The organism is Collinsella sp. AM33-4BH, from assembly GCF_003469205.1.
Taxonomy (GTDB): domain Bacteria; phylum Actinomycetota; class Coriobacteriia; order Coriobacteriales; family Coriobacteriaceae; genus Collinsella.
In genome coordinates, this window is record NZ_QSIN01000008.1 from 25,107 (window position 1) to 42,565 (window position 17,459).

At 57.9% G+C, this 17,459-nt stretch carries 14 protein-coding genes; 5 read left to right on the top strand and 9 right to left on the bottom strand.

What is annotated here, in order from left to right; translation table 11 throughout:
* Positions 1-61: 61 nt before the first annotated feature.
* Together DW821_RS07010 and DW821_RS07015 are read right to left on the bottom strand one after the other, a co-directional pair.
* Positions 62-1,690, bottom strand: a complete 1,629-nt coding sequence (locus DW821_RS07010; protein WP_158567554.1) for an amidohydrolase — start codon at positions 1,688-1,690, stop codon at positions 62-64.
* A gap of 315 nt (positions 1,691-2,005) precedes the next feature.
* Positions 2,006-2,998, bottom strand: a complete 993-nt coding sequence (locus DW821_RS07015) for a helix-turn-helix transcriptional regulator (protein ID WP_117654947.1) — start codon at positions 2,996-2,998, stop codon at positions 2,006-2,008.
* Positions 2,999-3,126: 128 nt separating this feature from the next.
* On the opposite strand from DW821_RS07015, the gene DW821_RS07020 reads away from it, so the two are divergent.
* A complete protein-coding gene (locus DW821_RS07020) occupies positions 3,127-3,318 on the top strand; it encodes a hypothetical protein (protein WP_117640166.1) in 192 nt (63 codons plus the stop codon).
* A 36-nt stretch (positions 3,319-3,354) separates the two neighbouring features.
* Here DW821_RS07020 and DW821_RS07025 read toward each other — a convergent pair whose 3' ends face one another.
* The 5 genes from DW821_RS07025 to ptcA form a co-directional block, all read right to left on the bottom strand.
* Positions 3,355-4,764, bottom strand: coding sequence for an APC family permease (locus DW821_RS07025; RefSeq protein ID WP_118066235.1), 1,410 nt, complete (start codon positions 4,762-4,764; stop codon positions 3,355-3,357).
* Positions 4,754-4,936 carry a hypothetical protein gene (locus DW821_RS07030; protein WP_117637033.1) on the bottom strand — a complete coding sequence of 61 codons (183 nt, stop codon included), beginning with the start codon at positions 4,934-4,936 and terminating at the stop codon, positions 4,754-4,756. Before DW821_RS07030 ends, DW821_RS07025 begins: the two co-directional genes overlap by 11 nt.
* Positions 4,937-5,303: 367 nt before the next feature.
* Positions 5,304-6,509, bottom strand: a complete 1,206-nt coding sequence (locus DW821_RS07040; protein ID WP_089572369.1) for an agmatine deiminase family protein — start codon at positions 6,507-6,509, stop codon at positions 5,304-5,306.
* Between the two features lie 367 nt (positions 6,510-6,876).
* The gene (locus tag DW821_RS07050; protein ID WP_117785928.1) at positions 6,877-8,316 is read right to left on the bottom strand and encodes an APC family permease; all 1,440 of its coding nucleotides are present in this window, start codon (positions 8,314-8,316) and stop codon (positions 6,877-6,879) included.
* A 133-nt stretch (positions 8,317-8,449) separates the two neighbouring features.
* A complete protein-coding gene (gene ptcA / locus DW821_RS07055) occupies positions 8,450-9,523 on the bottom strand; it encodes a putrescine carbamoyltransferase (RefSeq protein WP_117776864.1) in 1,074 nt (357 codons plus the stop codon).
* A 331-nt stretch (positions 9,524-9,854) separates the two neighbouring features.
* Between ptcA and DW821_RS07060 the strand changes: the two genes are divergently transcribed.
* The gene (locus tag DW821_RS07060; protein ID WP_118066239.1) at positions 9,855-10,820 is read left to right on the top strand and encodes a response regulator transcription factor; all 966 of its coding nucleotides are present in this window, start codon (positions 9,855-9,857) and stop codon (positions 10,818-10,820) included.
* Between the two features lie 328 nt (positions 10,821-11,148).
* Here the strand turns inward: DW821_RS07060 and DW821_RS07065 are convergent, their stop codons facing one another.
* Positions 11,149-13,386 (bottom strand): ABC transporter permease, encoded by a 2,238-nt coding sequence (locus tag DW821_RS07065; RefSeq protein WP_118066241.1) that lies wholly within the window; start codon positions 13,384-13,386, stop codon positions 11,149-11,151.
* On the bottom strand, positions 13,376-14,161 hold the full coding sequence (locus DW821_RS07070) for an ABC transporter ATP-binding protein (protein ID WP_117583535.1): 786 nt from the start codon (positions 14,159-14,161) through the stop codon (positions 13,376-13,378). Before DW821_RS07070 ends, DW821_RS07065 begins: the two co-directional genes overlap by 11 nt.
* Before the next feature lie 144 nt (positions 14,162-14,305).
* Between DW821_RS07070 and vsr the strand changes: the two genes are divergently transcribed.
* The 3 genes from vsr to DW821_RS07095 all read left to right on the top strand — a co-directional run bounded on the left by vsr (position 14,306) and on the right by DW821_RS07095 (position 17,399).
* A complete protein-coding gene (gene vsr / locus DW821_RS10320; protein ID WP_233545843.1) occupies positions 14,306-15,292 on the top strand; it encodes a DNA mismatch endonuclease Vsr in 987 nt (328 codons plus the stop codon).
* Between the two features lie 497 nt (positions 15,293-15,789).
* Complete coding sequence (locus DW821_RS07090; protein WP_158567555.1) at positions 15,790-16,719, top strand: AraC family transcriptional regulator; 930 nt, start codon at positions 15,790-15,792, stop codon at positions 16,717-16,719.
* Between the two features lie 56 nt (positions 16,720-16,775).
* A complete protein-coding gene (locus DW821_RS07095) occupies positions 16,776-17,399 on the top strand; it encodes an HAD family hydrolase (RefSeq protein WP_118066247.1) in 624 nt (207 codons plus the stop codon).
* Positions 17,400-17,459: the final 60 nt, after the last annotated feature.

The following is a 17,459-nucleotide window of genomic DNA, read 5'->3' on the forward strand; positions in this document are numbered from 1 at the left end:
TGCATGAATGGATGGGCGGCACGCACAGGCTGCGGCACCGCCCAGCGATGCAGCAGCCCCGCTAGGCCTCGTAGACCACCTTGCCGGCAATCATCGTGAGAGACGCCGTGGCCTCGAGGACCTCAGCCGGTTCGCAGTCAAAGAGGTTACGGTCGAGCACACAGATATCAGCCTGTTTGCCGCATGCGAGCGTACCGATGCGATCCTCGGCATGCATGGCGTAGGCGCTGCCGTAGGTGTAGGCGCGCAGGGCCTCGGCCATGGTGATGCGCTCCTGCGGGAACCACCCTTCTGGGTTGGAGCCGTCCTCGAGCATGCGGAAGACCGCGCCGTACACCTCCTCCATGGGCTCCAAGCCCACAACGGGGAAGTCACTGCCCAGGTGCACCACGGCACCGCTGGCAAGCAGGCTATGCAGGGGCCACGAAAGCGCAGCACGCTCGGGGCCCACGGCATCGTCCTTGGCAAGGTCAGCCATATCGAGCAGCATGTGCCACGGCTGCATACCAGGGCATATACCCAGCTCGGCATAGCGCGGCAGATCCTCGGGCTCAACCGTCTCGTTGTGCTCCATGGAGTGGCGGCAACCCCGCTTACCATGCAAGCGCTCGCCCTCCTCAAAGCAATCAAGCACAAAACGCACCGAGCGATCGCCGATCGTATGGACGCGCGTGTCAACGCCCCATTCCTGCGCCCTGACAATGGCGGCACGGATGCGCTCTGGATCCTCCGCGGGCTCACCGCAGGTATCGGGCGCGTTGGAATAGGGTTCAAGCATCCAAGCGGTGTGGTCGGAGCACACGCCATCAAGAAACTGCTTAAAGCCGTGCCACTCGACCTGCGTACCCGAGAAGGCGTATTTCTCCTTGATCTGCTCGAGCGTTAAGGACTCGTTTTCGAACAGATCGGTGTACAGGAACACGCGCAGTGGCAAGTCGCCCTTGGCATTAAGACCTGCCAACACCGCATACGGGTTTTCCATGCTCACAAACGTAGGATTGACCATGCCGACCGTAGTGATTCCCAGGGCATTGGCGCGCCGGGCGGTTTTTGCAAACGACGCGTCAACAACCTCGGGCGCTGGGTCGTAGACCTCGTCCATAAAGAAGACGACGGCGTTGTTGGAAAACACGCCCGTCAGATTGCCCTCGGCATCCTTAAGGATCTTGCCGCCTGCGGGATCGGGCGTCTGCGAAGTTACTCCCACCTTGTTGATGGCGCAGGTATTGGCACTAAAGGTATGCAGGTCAACCTGCTGCAGAAAGACCGGGCGGTCCGAGATGTACTCATCGATCATCGCGGCTGTGGGCATCTCGGGGACATCCCACTGGAACTGGATAATCTGGCAGCCCAGGATCCACTCGTTATCGGGATGGTCGGCCGCAAACGCCACGACACGTTCCATCGCCATCTCAAAACTGGTGCAGTCGATGAGGTTGACGGCAAAATCGGGGTCGGTCATGAACGCGCCCTGGGCAAAATGCGTGTGCGAGTCAATCAGGCCGGGCATGACGAGCTGGTCGCCAAAGTCGCGCACCTCGGTATCGGGACCGATAAACGGTGCCAGGTGGGCATCGTCACCGCAGGCAACGATTTTATCGCCCCGCACGGCAACGCCGCCCTTAAACGGCTCGAGCCCATCGCCGGTAAAAACGGCGTTGCTCTTGATAACTACATCAGCCTTGTCCATGTGAGCCTCCTCAGGCATCTTTGGTTGCAACGCGGACGCACCGCCCGCGTGGGCACTCGGTTGGGAGCGTAGCGCTCCCGCATCGGCGCGTGCCTACAAGCCGTGCTCGGACGTCTGTCCCACGTCCGCGGCTTCGCGCTACACCCATTGATACACAGGGGCAAATCCATGCCAAGGCCAGGGACCGCAAACGGTCAGTTTAAGCAGGTTTACACGCTTTACCTGCAGGTTTATTGTCTGAGATTATTACCGCGTCATTACGCCCAACGGCGTGCCCGCCCACACGGCAAGACCCGCATGCAAGGAAGAATAGGGCTAGGAACGCCAAAAGGTATCTATGAGGTCATCTCGGTTGGAGACACCGCTTTTAACGTAGATGCGATGCAAGTGTGCCTTGACCGTGCCAGGGCTGATGACCAACTCGCTGGCGATGTTTTGGGCGTCGTTGCCCTTCAGCACCAGTGTGAGCACTTCCTGCTCGCGCCGTGACAGCTTATGGGCGTCGGCATAAATCACCACACGCGATGCGAGGTCGTCCTCAGAGCTTGCGCTCTCGGCCGCCACGTCCTCATCGGCACGCGGATGACGGGCATACACACGCAGGATATGGCTAAACTGGCAAAAAAGCTGAGCCGCGCATACCACGAGCAGCACGTTTTCGGAGATATTGCGCTCGGACAGATACCACAAAAAGAGGCTGATGACGGGGTTTTGAAAGTCGGGGTGGCAGAACAAGATCATGTAGGTGTCCTCGGCGATTACGCAAAACGCAAGAACGAGTGCCACCTTCCAAAAGAGCTTTGAGCGGTCGAGGTCCAGCTTCTCAACACGAGTGGCTCTGCACCGGTAATGCCAGGCGGCATAGGCAAGACATCCTACATTGCCCAGGTCACGCGTGAGCCAAAAGAGATACTGCTGCATCTCTCCGGCAGCGCCGCTGCGAGGCACCAGCAGCAATTGCAAGATTGAAAACGGCACGATAGCGAGCCCGAGCATGCGCGACGTCGGCCTTTTGCGCAAGCGTGCAAACATCCACAGCACAATGCAAGCATAGATGGCAATACCGAGCACGCAGCGCAGCAAGGGGTGCTGCAGCGGCTCGCTAAAGGTAACGGCGTAGTCATATTTGAGCCGAGTGTACTCGTCAAAAAAGATGACCGACATATCGAGCATGTAGAGCAAAAAGCCCGCCGCGGCCACTAGGCTGTCGCGACGGTGCGTCATGAGCCAAACCACCAATGCCACGGCACTGGTCACCAGAGCCACACCCATGATAATCGTGGTGTAGATATAGAACGCGAAACTCATGCCCGCCTCCCCTGTCTAGATGCCGTGAGGATGTTGACAGATTCTTTGCCGCAAGATTAGACTCACCGATTAAACGTACTGTATCGTTTAGATAAACAAGCTGTGTCTCACCGATGAAAGGAGATGCCATGGCGCCTATCGCACCGCTCAAAATACTCGTTGCCCCTGCCGCCAAGGCCATCGTCCACCTGTGCGACTCACTTACCTACAATGACGTCCCCTGTGTCGTCGAAGAGCGTTCGGACAGCTGCCCCTATCTGGGCCACGTCCCCTTCTTTGCGCCTAAGCTCGTTTCCGATCCCGAGCACCGCGAACAGTAATCCAAGATGCACCAAGCGCTGCGCAACTCGCGGCGCTTACTGTTTTGGTGCAAAGTAACCTGACCCCCGTGCACCAACGCCGGGATTGTCGACGCTTCGGCCGCGGCGCGATATGAGGCGCGAAACCTCGCCCAATAACAGGCCAATCACTACGCCCGCGAGAATCGGCAACTTTGCCATCTCGGCAGGTGAGCTGTTGAGCGGCACAATCGTAGCAACAATCGAAAGCACGAGCTCCACCACGGGAATCGCAAGCGCCACCGCGAGCACCTTGCCCTCGAAAGGCGCACGGAACACACGCGAGCGATTATCGTGCTTGCGCAGACGCCAAAACGCTGGGAACATGGGAATATAGCTCATGAGCAGAAAGACGACGTTCATCGAGAAGAAGACCCAAAAGACGTCGGAACCCTCACCCAGCGGAATCTGGAGCAGCAGCACCAGACTGGCAAAACAGCCGTTAATGAGCGCCGAGCCGTTGGGCATGCCGGTCTTTTTGGACACCAGCGCAAAGGGGCGCGGCATGTTGCCGTGACGTGCGGCATAGCTCGCTACGTTGTTGACGCCAAAGCTCCAGCAGATCATATTGGCGAACAGCGTCACCAAAAAGGCCACGCCCACGACCATCGTCAGCGGGTGGGTGCGCCCCACCATAGCGGCGACTGCGTCCACAATGCCCGAATCGAGTGAAAGCTGCTCGGTGGGAACCGCGGCTCCAATGCCAATGCCACAGATGATGTAGATCGCCGCAATGGCCACGCCACCGGCAATAACCGCCTTGGGGATATCACGCGACGGGTTCTTCATCGTGCTGGCAAAGGTCGCGACCACTTCGAAGCCCATAAAGTTGAACAGGATAATCGATAGGTACGTCAACGAATTGGTGTCGCCCAGATCTGGAATGAAGGTCTTAAACGACATGTCGTTGGCAAAGCCGTTATTGCAGGCAAACCAAATGCCGACGATTCCCACCGCAGCGGTAATGAGCACCTTGATGACGGCGCCGCCGTCCATAACCCAATCGGCCTCCGCCACCGGCTGCATTGCCATGACCGTGACGCCCCACACAAAGGCAATCTCGATGGCAATTCGGACCCCGAGTGAAAACTCGATACCCCACACCGCATTAATGACACTGGGGAACATGCAGGCGATACTTGCCACCCACAGCGGAAAGTTAACCCAGTAGCACCAAGAGCAACGGGCGCCCCAACGGTCGCCCAGGCCCAAGCGAACCCAATCGTACAGGCCGCCCTCGGAATCAAACGCCGTACCCAGCTCGGCCACCACCAGACCATAGGGAAGCAAAAACGTAATGATAAGGAAAATCCACCAGAAGAACTGTACGTTACCCATGGCAGATGCCGGAGCCGCCGCCTCGATGGTAAACACGACGCAGATAACCGAAAGGATGACCTCGATCAGGGAGAACTTTTTACCTGCCATGGCGCGCGCCCCCTACAGCAAAAAGGATGGCATCTGTACCGAAGGCGCAGCCCAAGGTAGGGTTGCAGGCCGCGTCACCGGTGCAGGTGCCATCCCAGAGAGAGGAGAGGATGCATTTGTTGGACCAACGCTCGCGGAACAGGCGCGTGTAGATAACGATACGCTGGTACATAGATACTCCGATCAAAACGGCCGCGTTCACGACCGATAACTTTCGGCAATTGAAAACGCGTCTGACCTGGGAAATTCAAGCGAACAATTGGCCTAACCCGCAAAAAATCCCAGGCCAGACGCGTACTCAATCAAAGAAAAGGGCACTCCGAAGTGGAGGCAACGGAGTGCCCAAAGAAAACCCAACCGACCAAGACATCGGGCAAGCCGACCATCAATGCCCCAAGATGGTTCGATTCGCCGATTGTCCGATTGATCGGCTGGGTTTTCGAGGTGCCCCAGGTCGCCGCGAAAGAGGAGCGAAGCGTACTTTGGTACGCGAGCGACGGTTTGAGCGGCGAGATGGGGTGCCTCGGAAAGTCAGACGATTAAGCGGACGGCTCCTGCTGCGTAATGCAGTGGATATTGCCGCCGCCGAAGACGACCTGCTCGGACTGAACGCCGACGCACTTGTAGACGCCCTCGCCCCAGACCTCGTCATAGATCTTCTGGAGCGTGTCAACGGCCAGCTGGTCGTTCTCGTCGCCGTACTGCGGGACGATAACGCCGTGGTTGGTGACCAGGTAGTTCATGTAGGAGGCGATCAGCGGCTCGTCGGGAACGCGCGGCTCGGCGTTCTCGTCGGCGTCGATGGTGTCGCAGGAAGCCTGGTCCATGAACAGCGGGTTCACGGGCATGCAGAGCTTGTAGACCTTCATCTTGCGGCCCTTGGCGTCAACGGCGTTGGAGAGGGTCTCGTAGGCAGCGTGGCACTGCTCGTAGAACGGATACTCGGGATCGTCGGTCCAGATGCAGGCCATGACGCCCGGAGCGATGAACGTGGCGACGTCATCGATGTGGCCGTTGGTCTCCTCGGGGTCGATGCCCTCCTTGACCCAGATGACCTTCTCGACACCCAGGTAATCCTTGAGGTGCTCGTCCATATAGGCGCGAAGCTCCTCGCTCCAGGGCTCAAACTTCTTGTGGAACTTGGGCCAGATGGACTCGGGATCCTCTTCCTCCTCCAGAACCGCAGAGCAGGTGCGGCCCGGGGAAAGCAGGCACTGGTCGGTCACGACAAGGGTGCCCTCGCCGTCGACGGTGATGGAGCCGCCCTCGAGGATCATGTCATCGGGACGATAGCGACGGCAGCCGGAGAGCTCAGCCATCTTAAGGGCGATCTGCTCGTCCTTGTCCCACGGGAAATAGAGGCCATCCACAAGGCCACCGTAAGCGTTGAAGTGCCAGTGGTTGGCGCGCTTCTCGCCCTTGCCGTTGATGACGTAGGTGGCGGCGGTGTCGCGGAACCAGGCGTCGTCGGTGGTCATCTCGATGACGGTGACGTTCTCGTCCTCCTCGAAGACGGCCTTGCAGTTGGCATAGTCGACCTGGTTGGCGCACATGGTAACCGGGGTGAACTCGGCGATGGCGCGGGCGATGGCGGCATACTGCTTCTGAGCCGGCTTGGCGCCGTGGGCCCAGGTGTCGGTGCGGTGGGGCCAACCCATCCACACGCGATCCTGCGGGGCGAACTCAGCGGGCATAAAGAAGCCGTCGGCCTTGGGGGTGGACTCGGACTCGGTGATCGTACGCATAAGATTTCCTCCAAATCGAACGATCGCTTGCTGCGGGCGGGTTACCCGCAGCCTAAAACCAAGAGATGGTAGGCGCCCGTTCCCCGGCAAAGGTCGGGGCGCCCGGCGCCGGTTTTCACGGAGTCGCACCGGCAAGCGACGACGTAACCAAGTGCGCGGAGACAAAACGCACGAAGGATACGGAAGAGAGATTGGGGTGGGCGGTGGTTACCGGAGCTATCGCTCACACCCACCCCGGGGAATGGTTAGCAAACCTGTCGCTTGGGCACGTCTCCGAAGAAGCTAGAGTGCCCGGAGTCGGGAGCGACAAGCCCGACGAAGCGCACGTTGGTACGCGAGGAGGGTTGGAGCCCCAGAACCGGGTGCCCTAGTTCTCCTCGGCCTCGGCGGCCTCCTCAGCGAGACGCTGAGCTGCCAGCTCGGGAGTGAGGCCCTTGTACTCGGTCTCGCGGCCCTTGGCGCTGACGACGCGGACAACCTCGCCGATGAGCAGAAGCACGATGAAGATAACGATCATCGGGAGCTTGTCGCCAATTTCAGCGGCAGAGAGCGGCACCAGCGTTGCAACGATGGCCAGGATCAGCTCGATGCAAGGGATGGCCAGCATGACCTTCATCATGGCACCCTTAAACGGGAACGTGAAGATGCGCTCGCGGTTGGGGTCGTTCTTACGAAGGTTGAGGAACGCCGGGAACATCGGGATATAGGTGAGCAGCAGGAAGACGACGGAGGTGCCGAAGAGCATCCAGAAGACACCGTTGGAGATGGCGTCGATGGGCACGAGCTGCAGGCACAGCACCAGGGAGGCAACGATGGCGTTGACCAGGTTGGCGCCGTTGGGCATGTCGTCATCCGAGATCATCGAGGCGAAGACCTTGGGCATGTTGCCGTGCTCGGCAGCATAGCGAGCAACAGAGTTGACGCCGAAGGACCAGGCAGCCATGTTGGCGAACAGGGTGATCAGGAAGGCAATGCAGATGACCTTGAAGATCATGGAGTCGCCCACCATGGTCTGGACTGCGACGATCATGCCGTAGTCGGGGTCGATGGAATCGGCCGGCACCGCAGCGCCGATGCCAAAGCCAGCGAACAGGTAGATCACGGCGATGGACAGGCCACCGACGATGATAGCCTTGGGGATATCGCGAGCGGGATCGGCCATGTCGTCGGTCATGGTGCAGATGACCTCGAAGCCCATGAAGTTAAAGATGATGATCGACAGGTAGCCGAGAGCGTTGGTGTTGGTGAGCTCGGGCAGGAAGGTGGCAGCGGACATGTCGTTCGCAAAACCGTTCTCCATGGCATACCAAATGCCCAAAGCGCCAACGATAACGGCGACGGCGACCTTGATGATGGCGCCGCCGTTAAGGACCCACTCGGAGTCGGCCGCCTTGGAGCGGCCCATGAGGTAGACGATCCACACAAAGGCAAGATCGATACCCATCTTGGCGATCAAGTTGAACTCGACGCCAAAGACCATGCCCAAAATGTCGGGGAACATGGTAGCCAGCGAGGCGATCCACAGCGGGTAGTTGACCCAGTAGTAGTACGAGATGCGGGCGCCCCATTTGTCGCCCAGGCCATCGCGTACCCAGTCGTAAATGCCGCCCTCGCCGTCATAGGTGGTACCGAGCTCGGCGACAACCATGCCGTAGGGAAGCAGGAAGGTCAGGATCAGGAAGATCCACCAGAAGAACTGCTGGTTTCCAATGGCAGCAGCAGGAGCGGCGGCCTCGCAAACGAAGACGACGCAGATGATGGTCGAAATGACCGTCAAAAAGGAAAGCTTTTTCTTTCCGTCGCTCATGATGAGCTCCTTCGCTCAGTCTTGGACAGATCCGAGGCCCTAAGGTATTAAGGCAATTGCTTGGGCCTCGGTGAGCGGGCGACAGGAGACGAGCATCCGCCGCCCGCAAACGTGCGTTTAGCAGGCTTAAGGCTTAGAGCTGCTCGAGAGCTTCGAGAGCGGCGTGGAGCTCAGCCTTGGCGGAGTACTCGACACCCTCGTCGTTGAGCGGGGTGCGCTTGCCCAGGGCGGCAAGGAGAGCACGGATGGAGTGCTTGCGGTTCTCGGCCTCGACCCAGCACAGGGAGCGCTCGGGATCGTCCATGACCTCGTCGACGACCTCCTCGTTGCGGGTGGCCGGCAGGCAGTGCATGAACTTGGAGTTGGGGCCGGCGAAGTTCATCATGTCCATGGTGACCTGATACTTGGGATAGAACACGTCCATGTAGTTCTCGCCCGAGACCTCCTCGTCGTACAGGCCATACCACACGTCGGTGTAGATGAAGTCGGCGCCCTTGATGCACTCGATGTCGTCGGAGATGACGACAGAGCCGCCGGAGACCTTGCAGTTCTCCTCGGCGATGGCCATCATCTGCTTGCCGAACTCGGCGCGCTCCTCGACGGTGCCAACGTGCAGGCCGCCGTCGGGGATCTGGTGGCCCTTAGGTCCAAACTGGACAAACTTCATGCCGACCTTGGAGGCGATGAACATGAGGGAGACGCAGACCTGGGTGGCGTCGCCGATGAAGGCCAGGGTGCAGTCCTCGATCTTCTTGCCCTCGGGGAGGTTCTCGAGCATGGTCATGAGGTCGCCCATCTCCTGCGTGGGATGGTTGAACTCGGACATGCCGTTGATGACGGGCACAGCGGAGCCCTCGGCGAGGCCGACGACGTCCTTGTGACGGTCAACGCGAGCCATCATGATGTCGAGCAGGTCGCCCATGACGCGAGCGGTGTCGCCCAGGGACTCGTGGCCACCGAGCTGAATGGTGCCAGGGCCATAGAACTGAGCGTGGCCGCCGAGGTCGGTCATAGCGGTCTCGAAGGAAAGACGAGTGCGGGTGGAGACCTGCTGGAAGATCATGCCAAGGCTCTTGTTGCGGAGCAGGTGCGGATAATAACCGTCAACCTTGATGGCCTTCTTCATTGCCAGGCCAAGATCCTCGATAGCCAGGATCTGCTCTTTGGTGAAGTCGTTGGTGTCGATGAAATCCTTAGGCAGTGCCATATCGATTTCCTTTCCGCCGGTCTTGCCGACTATTAACTATGAGGCGCTCGAACATCACGCCTCGTGTTGACAAGACCATCATTCACCCGTATGCAATTTTTACCTAGTTTATTCGGGATTAAAGACCGTTCACGGAGTTACACCCTCTCTAATCCAATATAAACCCGCAGGTCAAGAGTTTACAGGGGGTTTACCGTCTGGAACCGCGAACGGTATACGGCTATGCTGTATCTTGGCGTTTAATCCGCAATGGAACGAAGGGTTGAGACGTCTATATCCCACAAGGCACACATGGCTCGGCCATAGGTGAAATGAGAAGGGACGGTGACAGATGAACACCCTGATGTTCTTCTATACCCTAGCGATTCTCCTGATTTGTATTGTGACGGCAGTGCTTTCGCTTGCCGCCTATGCCTCGTCCCGTCGACGCTTCTTTATCTATGGCAGTGGCGTTTTTATTTGCTACGCCATCGAAATGACTGAGATCTTCTTTTTTGAATACACGTTGCAAAACGAGAGTTTTCCGGCCAGCGACTATTACTCAATTACCATGCCTGTGTTGCGGACCCTTGTGGCGACCGCTTCACAGGCTTTTATTTGGCTGATTGCCATGGACTTGCTCGATAAGCATTCTAAAAAGCAGTTCGCTATCCCCGTCTTAACGTTTTTGCTGTGCGAGTCGCTGGCTATCGTCGCAGTCCCCTCCGGCCCCATGCGTCAGTGGATCTACTACACGATACGCCAGGCATTCCTTGTCTTTGTTGGACTGTATATCTTTTGGACGGCTCATAAGAGTACAGAGGTTGAGCTGAAGTCACGCGTTAACAACCAGCGAAAGCACCTGATTATCGGCGCTATTCTGGTCGGTTGCATCGTTGCCGAGGATTTCTACAACATCCTTGTCATCCCCATGAGTCTGGCGCCCTCTTGGCTGCAGCTTTATCTATCCGAGCGCAACTTTAGCGAGAACATCTTTGCGTGCTACTTTGCGATTCTGCTGATCATCTATGCCTACCACGTGCTTTCAATCCGCATGCAGGAGGCGCCCGAGGAAAAGAACGTCAGCGATCTTGATCGACACATCGAAGAGCAAATGCCCTTCTATCGCAACGCCTACAGGCTCTCCAACCGCGAGGCCGAAGTCATGCGCTTGGTTGTGCTGGGCAAGTCGAACCAAGAGATCGCTGACGAGCTATTCCTTGCCGTGGGCACCGTCAAGACCCACATCCACAACATCCTGGTCAAAACCGAGCAGCAAAACCGCACGACGCTCATCCTCCACTTTTGGAAGCGATAACCTGCCAAAAAGGGACAGGTTTATTTTGGCAGGTTTTATCTGGGTAAACGCAAAAAACCGCCGCGAGGGAGCTACTTTCCCTCGCGGCGGTTTTCTAGCAGTAAAACCAAGTGAGTAGTCTTTTGGCGGGATGCCGAGCACACCTCAAAACGCCACAGCCCTGACCTGCGATTTTATTGAGCGCTTGCCGCGATGTGCTCGGCAGATCCAAAAAAGCCTACTCACTTGCATCTGAGATGCTCTAGATACGCAAAATACCGCCGCGAAAGGAGCCCAGCTCCCTTCGCGGCGATCGTTCGCTCTGGTTTTGCGGCGGTTTTGCCGCTTGTTACTCGCTGTAGCGGGTGGCGATGGCAGCTTGTACCATGCCGGCGCTCATGAGGTACGTTACCAGGAAGTAGCCACCATAGGCCGCCAGGAAAATCGCGCAGGTGAGGCCCACGGTGCCGCCGATGCTCATATCGCCGAATACGCTCACCAGCTCGATGATCACCTTGAGCGCCACAAAGGAGTGCGCCAGGCCCACTGCCAGCGGGAACAGAAAGAATACCGCTTGCTGCGCCATCACCGAATGGCGAATCTGGCGGTCGTCACAGCCGATCTGTGCCAGCACACGATAGCTGCGGCTGCCGTCGGCCACATTGGAGAGCTGCTGGATCGATAGGATTGCCGCGCACGCAACGACCAGTACAAAGCCAATGTAGATGGCCAGATAGCTAATCATGCCGTTCATCTGCGCTGCTTGCGTGTACATCTCGGAACGCGTGATGAAGACTCCCCACGACCCCGGCTCCTTGCCGTCAACGAGCAGATTGTCGAGCAAGGTGTATTTAATGCTCTCGTCTGCCTCGGTCGTATCCATCCCCTGTTTGTAGTTAACGAGCAGATTACTGGAATACGGCTGCAGGTTAAGCTGGGACAGCAGTTCATCGGCTACGACCACGGTACCGGGATTGCTGCCCATCGCCGAGTTGGCGATGGCCGCCGTGTCCTCGTCCGACTTATCGGTTGCGGGCTTGAGCTCATGCCCGCCCAAGGTGAGGGCATGGCCGCCGGCCATGTATTTGGTGTACAGGTCGCCCAGCTCACCGCCCATATCACACGTAAGCAAGTACTGGTCCCGGCCAATGCTCACCGGCTCCTCGCCCATCATCTGGCGCAATTTGTTGTACTGGCTCGCCGGCGTCACAAACAGACCCATCGCATCGGCGTTGCTTCCCTCAAGCGCCTTGGGAAGCTTTTCGCCCATGGCCTTGCACATCTCACCCGCCACCACCGAGGGGCCCGAGCCGCCAAGCGGGTAACTCAGATACGAATCGATCTGCACATGTTCACCGGCAACATCGGCGATATTGACCTTCTTGCCGGTCTCGTCGTTGTTGTCCGCCGACTTGCCCTTAATACCGTCTGCAACGTTATCGGGATCTTTACGATCGCCATGCCATGCAGCGTACAAATCGACCGTTGCATCGGCCAGCACCATGCGATCGGCCTCAGACGGATTGACATACTCCTTGTAGTAGTCGAGCGTTTCGGGCGTGTAATAGACATACGTCTGAGACACGTCAACAGGGTTATAGCGCTCCAGGTTTTCGTTCATCACGTTGGCAATCGACATACCGCAGGTCACCGAGGTAATGGCCAAAAACAGAATCATCGCGATGACGCCCATCGAAAAGCACACCGTGTTGACCTTGGCCGCAAGCTGGCGCACGGTAAACATGTTGAGGCCGCGCCAGTACACGCCGCGCAGGCTCTGCAGCAGCTTGATGAGCATGCCCGAGAGTCCCCAGAACAGCGCAAAGGTACCCACTGTAACCATAGCGGTCGTAATGCCAAACTGGCTCATGGCCTCTTGCAGCTTGCTGTCCGTCGCAGTCAGCGGGAACCCATCACGTAGCAGACGGTAATAGGCCACGCCCACAAGCGCCACGCCCACGGCAAAGATGGCAATCGCGATCCAGGGGTTGCGCGTCTTGATGCTCTCGTTGCGACGCTCGGCACCCATGAGCTCAATGAGCCTGGTGCGACGCACGGCGCGAAGGTTCAGCAGTAGCGTGAGCACAAACATCACGAGCATGCAGGCAAGGGTCAGATTGAACGCATGCACCGAGAAGAAGAAGTGAAAATCGGCGATCTGCGTCTTAAAGAGCGAAGCGGTAAAGAATGTCATGAGCTGGGAGAGCCCCACGCCCAGCACAATGCCGGCGACAAACGCGCCGACCGAAACAAATACGGTCTCGAGCGCCATGATCGTGGCGACGCGCCCGCGGCGCATGCCGAGCACCTGGTACAGGCCGAACTCCTTTTTGCGGCGTTTCATAATGAAGTTGTTGGCATACACCATCAAAAAGGCCATGACGCCGGCCAAAAAGTACGTCAGGTAGCCGAGCATGCTGCCCATGAGCTCGGACAGTCCCTCCTCCTTGATGCCGGCAATGTCGACCTGCATCGAGACGGTATTGAAGGCATAGAAGACCGTGACGCCCAGGGTGAGCGTCAGCAAGTAGACAAGGTAATCGCGGCCGGCGCGGCGGACGTTGCCCCAAGCGAGTTTACAGAGCATCGGAGCCCTCACCGCCCATCATGGCAACGACCTCCATAATGCGGTCGAAGAACTCTCGGCGGTCGGTGTCGCCGCGGCGCAGCTCAGTGAAAATCTTGCCGTCGCGGATAAACAGCACACGGCTCGTGTAGCTGGCGGCAAAGCTGTCGTGCGTGACCATGAGCACGGTGGCGCGCAGACGGCGATTGAGCGCCTCCAGGCTCTCGAGCAGCAAGCGGGCGCTCTTGGAATCGAGGGCGCCGGTGGGCTCGTCGGCCATAATCATAGTGGGGTCGGTGACGAGCGCGCGAGCCGCGGCAACGCGCTGTTGCTGACCGCCGGACATCTGGTAGGGATACTTGTCGAGCACCTGACTGATAGACAGACGCGCGGCTACATCCTGCACGCGGGTCGAAATTTCGGCCGAGTTTGTGCGGGCGATGGTGAGCGGCAGGGCAATGTTCTCGCGTGCCGTGAGCGTATCGAGCAGGTTGGAGTCCTGGAAGATAAAGCCGAGCTCCTCGCGGCGGAACTGCGAAAGCTTGGCCTGTTTCATGCGCGTCACGTCCTGGCCGTTGATGCGGATGGTGCCGCTCGTGGCGGCATCGATGGTCGACACGCAGTTGAGCAGCGTCGACTTGCCCGAGCCCGAGGCACCCATGATACCGACGAATTCGCCGCGGTTGACGGTAAAGCTGACGTCGTTGAGCGCGCGGGTCACGTTGCCCAGCGCTCCATATACCTTTTCGAGATGCGCGACCTCCAGTACCGGGGTCGCTGCTTGCATGGTTTGCATACCGAGTCCTTTCTTGCAATTAGTCTACGGCATCTATAGTCGCAAGAAGCCGAGTCGGCTACCATCGATATGGCTTACGCTTGCCTTACCGTTGCGTAAGGTAAGCGTAGTCTGCCACGTGTTGATGTTGAGAGAGGACTCCTGTTGAAGACTGTTCATGTTGCCGCCGGGATCATTCGCAAGGAAGGATCCGACGAGCTACTGGCTGTGCAGCGCGGCTATGGCGACATGCAGGGACTTTGGGAGTTCCCCGGTGGCAAGCTCATGCGCGGTGAGACGCCAGAAGACGCCGTGCGCCGCGAGCTTATGGAAGAGCTACAGGTAAAAGTCACCAACCTGCGTGATTTCTACACCGTTGAGTATGACTACCCCGATTTTCATCTCTCAATGGAGTGTTACTACTGCTCGCTCGCCGATGAATCCGATGAGCCTCAGAAGCACGACCGCCAGCTTGATATCCGCTGGATTCCGCGCACCTCGCTTGCCACGGTGGAATGGATGCCCGCAGACAAGGGGCTCATCGATGCCCTGATTGAGCTGAAGGAAGACCGGCTTGAGGCAAGCTCCGCTGATGACGCCGCGCCCAACACAGCCGACAAACCCACCGCCAAACCCAAGCGCGCACCTAAGCGCCGTAGCAAAAAACGCCCCAAACCAGGTCTGCTCGACGGCATCGATACCTCGGACCTCTCCGCTGACGAGCGCGAACTGGTCCGCCGTCGCGCCGCCATCAAAAAGTCCATGAAGGGCAACAAGCGCGCCAACACCAAGCCTGAGCTGCTCGTACGCCAGCGTCTGCGGGCTGCAGGCCTTACGGGATACCGTCTGGAATGGAAGGTGCCCGGCAAGCCGGATATCGCCTTTCCCGGGCGCAAGATCGCCATCTTCGTCAACGGCTGTTTTTGGCATCGCTGCCCCAAGTGCAATCCCAGCCAGCCCAAGCGTAACGTTGAGTTTTGGGAGGCAAAGTTCCGTCGCAACGTCGAGCGCGACCGCGCTGCCGTGGCAGCACTCACTCAAATGGGCTGGACACCCATAACCATCTGGGAATGCGATCTCAAAAAAGACCGCATCGACGCCACGATGGAAAAGGTCATCGAGCAGGTGCGTGCCGCAGAGCCGCAACGCTAACAGCGAGCATTCACACGCTCCGCACGTCCGCGCCACGTCTACGCCACAAACCTTAGAAAGCCCTTAAGCTCAAAACCTTTCAAGAGTGTTACTCAATAGCCTTGACCTGCGGTTTCATGGTTACACCAAACCAGGTTAAGCCTTTCTTTAGCGCTTCTTTGCGACGGCCGCGGCATAATACTGCCAACGCACGGGACCTAGCAGCAAACCCCGCGCGCAATCTTTTGGTGGACATCGAGGAGGCCGCATAAGCATGTATTCTTCCAATGACGCAGCACAGCAGCCATCCCTAAAACATGCAAACCTTTTCTCCTTCCCCCCGACACAGAGAAACGGTCTCCTCGACTCCCCCACCACAAAAACCAAGCGCTCAGCCGATCAGAGCCTCAACTTACGAGCTTCCTTCGAAAAGCTCCAAGCATCCCTAGACAAGGCGTTCCCCGAACAGGCAAGAGCAATCTAAGCCCATCGCGCTTTATACTGATGCCATGCGAAACATGGATCACATAGAATTGCACCGCGGAGGACGCGAGGAAGCGTTTCCCGAGACCGCCGAAGACTGGCCCTATATTGCCGAACGCGCAGAATTCGCTCGCTATCCGGGCAATTCCGTCCCCTGGCACTGGCATTCCGAAGTTGAGCTTTTCTACATGGAGCAGGGAGCGATTGACTATCGAACGCACGCGGCTCATGAGCACGTACGCTTTGAGGAAGGGTCCGCCGGCTTTATCAACGGCGGCGTTTTGCACAGCACGCTGCAATCACCCAATTCGGCGCCAGCCATTCAAATGCTGCATATCTTTCAGCCGTCGATGCTCGGCGATCCCGCGGGACGTCTCCAAAAGCGCTACATCAACCCATTGCTTCAATGTCGAGGCGTCGATGTGCTCAAATGGTCGCCCACCAATCCCGACGATATGCCCTTTATCGATTTGCTGAAGAGCTCCTTTAGCCACGACCTTCAACAGCCGCAGAACGAGATGGCGCTTCGAAATAGTTTGTCAGAGCTCTGGATTCAGATTAACGCCAAGACCGAACCGCTCTTTTCTTCCGACGGCGCCTCTTGGATGACCAGCCGCGACGTACAGTTCAAGGCAATCCTGGACTTTATCCGCGCAAACTATGCAGCCGCTATAGATGTGCCCCAGATGGCATCTGCAGCCGGCGTAAGCGAAAGAGAGTGTTACCGCATTATCGAAGCTTGCGCAGGAACGACCCCGGCGGCATATCTGCGCGCATACCGCGTAAACCGTGCTTGCGAACTTTTGGCACACACCACGCGAACGGTCCAGACAGTCGCGCGCCAATGCGGCTTTGCGACAGCAAGCCATCTTGGCCAGGTATTTAAAGAACAAATGGGATGCACTCCTTCGAGCTATCGAGCAGCGAGGCAGAATCTCGATAGCACCAGGCAGAAATCCCGCTAGCCCTTCTTCTGTCACTGCATCAAACTTGCAGGCAAACAACAGAGAGGAGCAATCATATGAAGCACTTTGACCATATCGTATTTGACGTTGATGGGACATTGGCAGATACAGAAGAAAGCGTTCTGTCATCGCTTGTCCAGATTGTCCAAGAAGAGACCAGCAAAACGCTTTCCCGACACGAGCTTGACTTTGCCCTCGGCATACCCGGCAAGGATGCCCTTGAGAAACTTGGGATCTACTCGCAGGCAACGTTGGATCGCTGGTGCCAAGTTGCCGCCAGCTTTAAAAGCACCATCAGCGTGTTTCCAGGTTTGCTTGAAGTCATCGCAACACTCGCCGATAGCGGCTGCAAACTTGGCATCGTCTCCTCACGTGCGCGCGACGAATACGCAAAAGAAATTGCACCCCTTGATTTCGATAAGTATTTTGAGCACATCATCCTTGTCGAAGACACAACCGAACATAAACCCGCACCCGCACCCATGCTCGAATATCTCCGACGTGCGGGCGCGAATCCTGGCAACGTCGTCTACGTTGGCGACACCGTCTACGACGAACAATGCGCAACTTCGGCAGGGGTCAGTTTTGCCCGAGCAGCATGGGGATCACACCAAGATATCCCAAACGCCACCTACAACCTCAAAACCCCCAACGACCTACTAACCCTAACAACCAAATAACCCACGCGTCCCACCCTTTCAGCCCCAACACCACAAGGGCGATTGAGCAGGACGGTTTGG

Bases quoted from the DNA above. Each gene is read 5' to 3' on its own strand.
- DW821_RS07010 (WP_158567554.1), bottom strand. From the start codon at position 1,690: ATGGACAAGGCTGATGTAGTTATCAAGAGCAACGCCGTTTTTACCGGC.
- DW821_RS07015 (WP_117654947.1), bottom strand. From the start codon at position 2,998: ATGAGTTTCGCGTTCTATATCTACACCACGATTATCATGGGTGTGGCT.
- DW821_RS07020 (WP_117640166.1), top strand. From the start codon at position 3,127: ATGGCGCCTATCGCACCGCTCAAAATACTCGTTGCCCCTGCCGCCAAG.
- DW821_RS07025 (WP_118066235.1), bottom strand. From the start codon at position 4,764: ATGGCAGGTAAAAAGTTCTCCCTGATCGAGGTCATCCTTTCGGTTATC.
- DW821_RS07030 (WP_117637033.1), bottom strand. From the start codon at position 4,936: ATGTACCAGCGTATCGTTATCTACACGCGCCTGTTCCGCGAGCGTTGG.
- DW821_RS07040 (WP_089572369.1), bottom strand. From the start codon at position 6,509: ATGCGTACGATCACCGAGTCCGAGTCCACCCCCAAGGCCGACGGCTTC.
- DW821_RS07050 (WP_117785928.1), bottom strand. From the start codon at position 8,316: ATGAGCGACGGAAAGAAAAAGCTTTCCTTTTTGACGGTCATTTCGACC.
- ptcA (WP_117776864.1), bottom strand. From the start codon at position 9,523: ATGGCACTGCCTAAGGATTTCATCGACACCAACGACTTCACCAAAGAG.
- DW821_RS07060 (WP_118066239.1), top strand. From the start codon at position 9,855: ATGAACACCCTGATGTTCTTCTATACCCTAGCGATTCTCCTGATTTGT.
- DW821_RS07065 (WP_118066241.1), bottom strand. From the start codon at position 13,386: ATGCTCTGTAAACTCGCTTGGGGCAACGTCCGCCGCGCCGGCCGCGAT.
- DW821_RS07070 (WP_117583535.1), bottom strand. From the start codon at position 14,161: ATGCAAACCATGCAAGCAGCGACCCCGGTACTGGAGGTCGCGCATCTC.
- DW821_RS07090 (WP_158567555.1), top strand. From the start codon at position 15,790: ATGGATCACATAGAATTGCACCGCGGAGGACGCGAGGAAGCGTTTCCC.
- DW821_RS07095 (WP_118066247.1), top strand. From the start codon at position 16,776: ATGAAGCACTTTGACCATATCGTATTTGACGTTGATGGGACATTGGCA.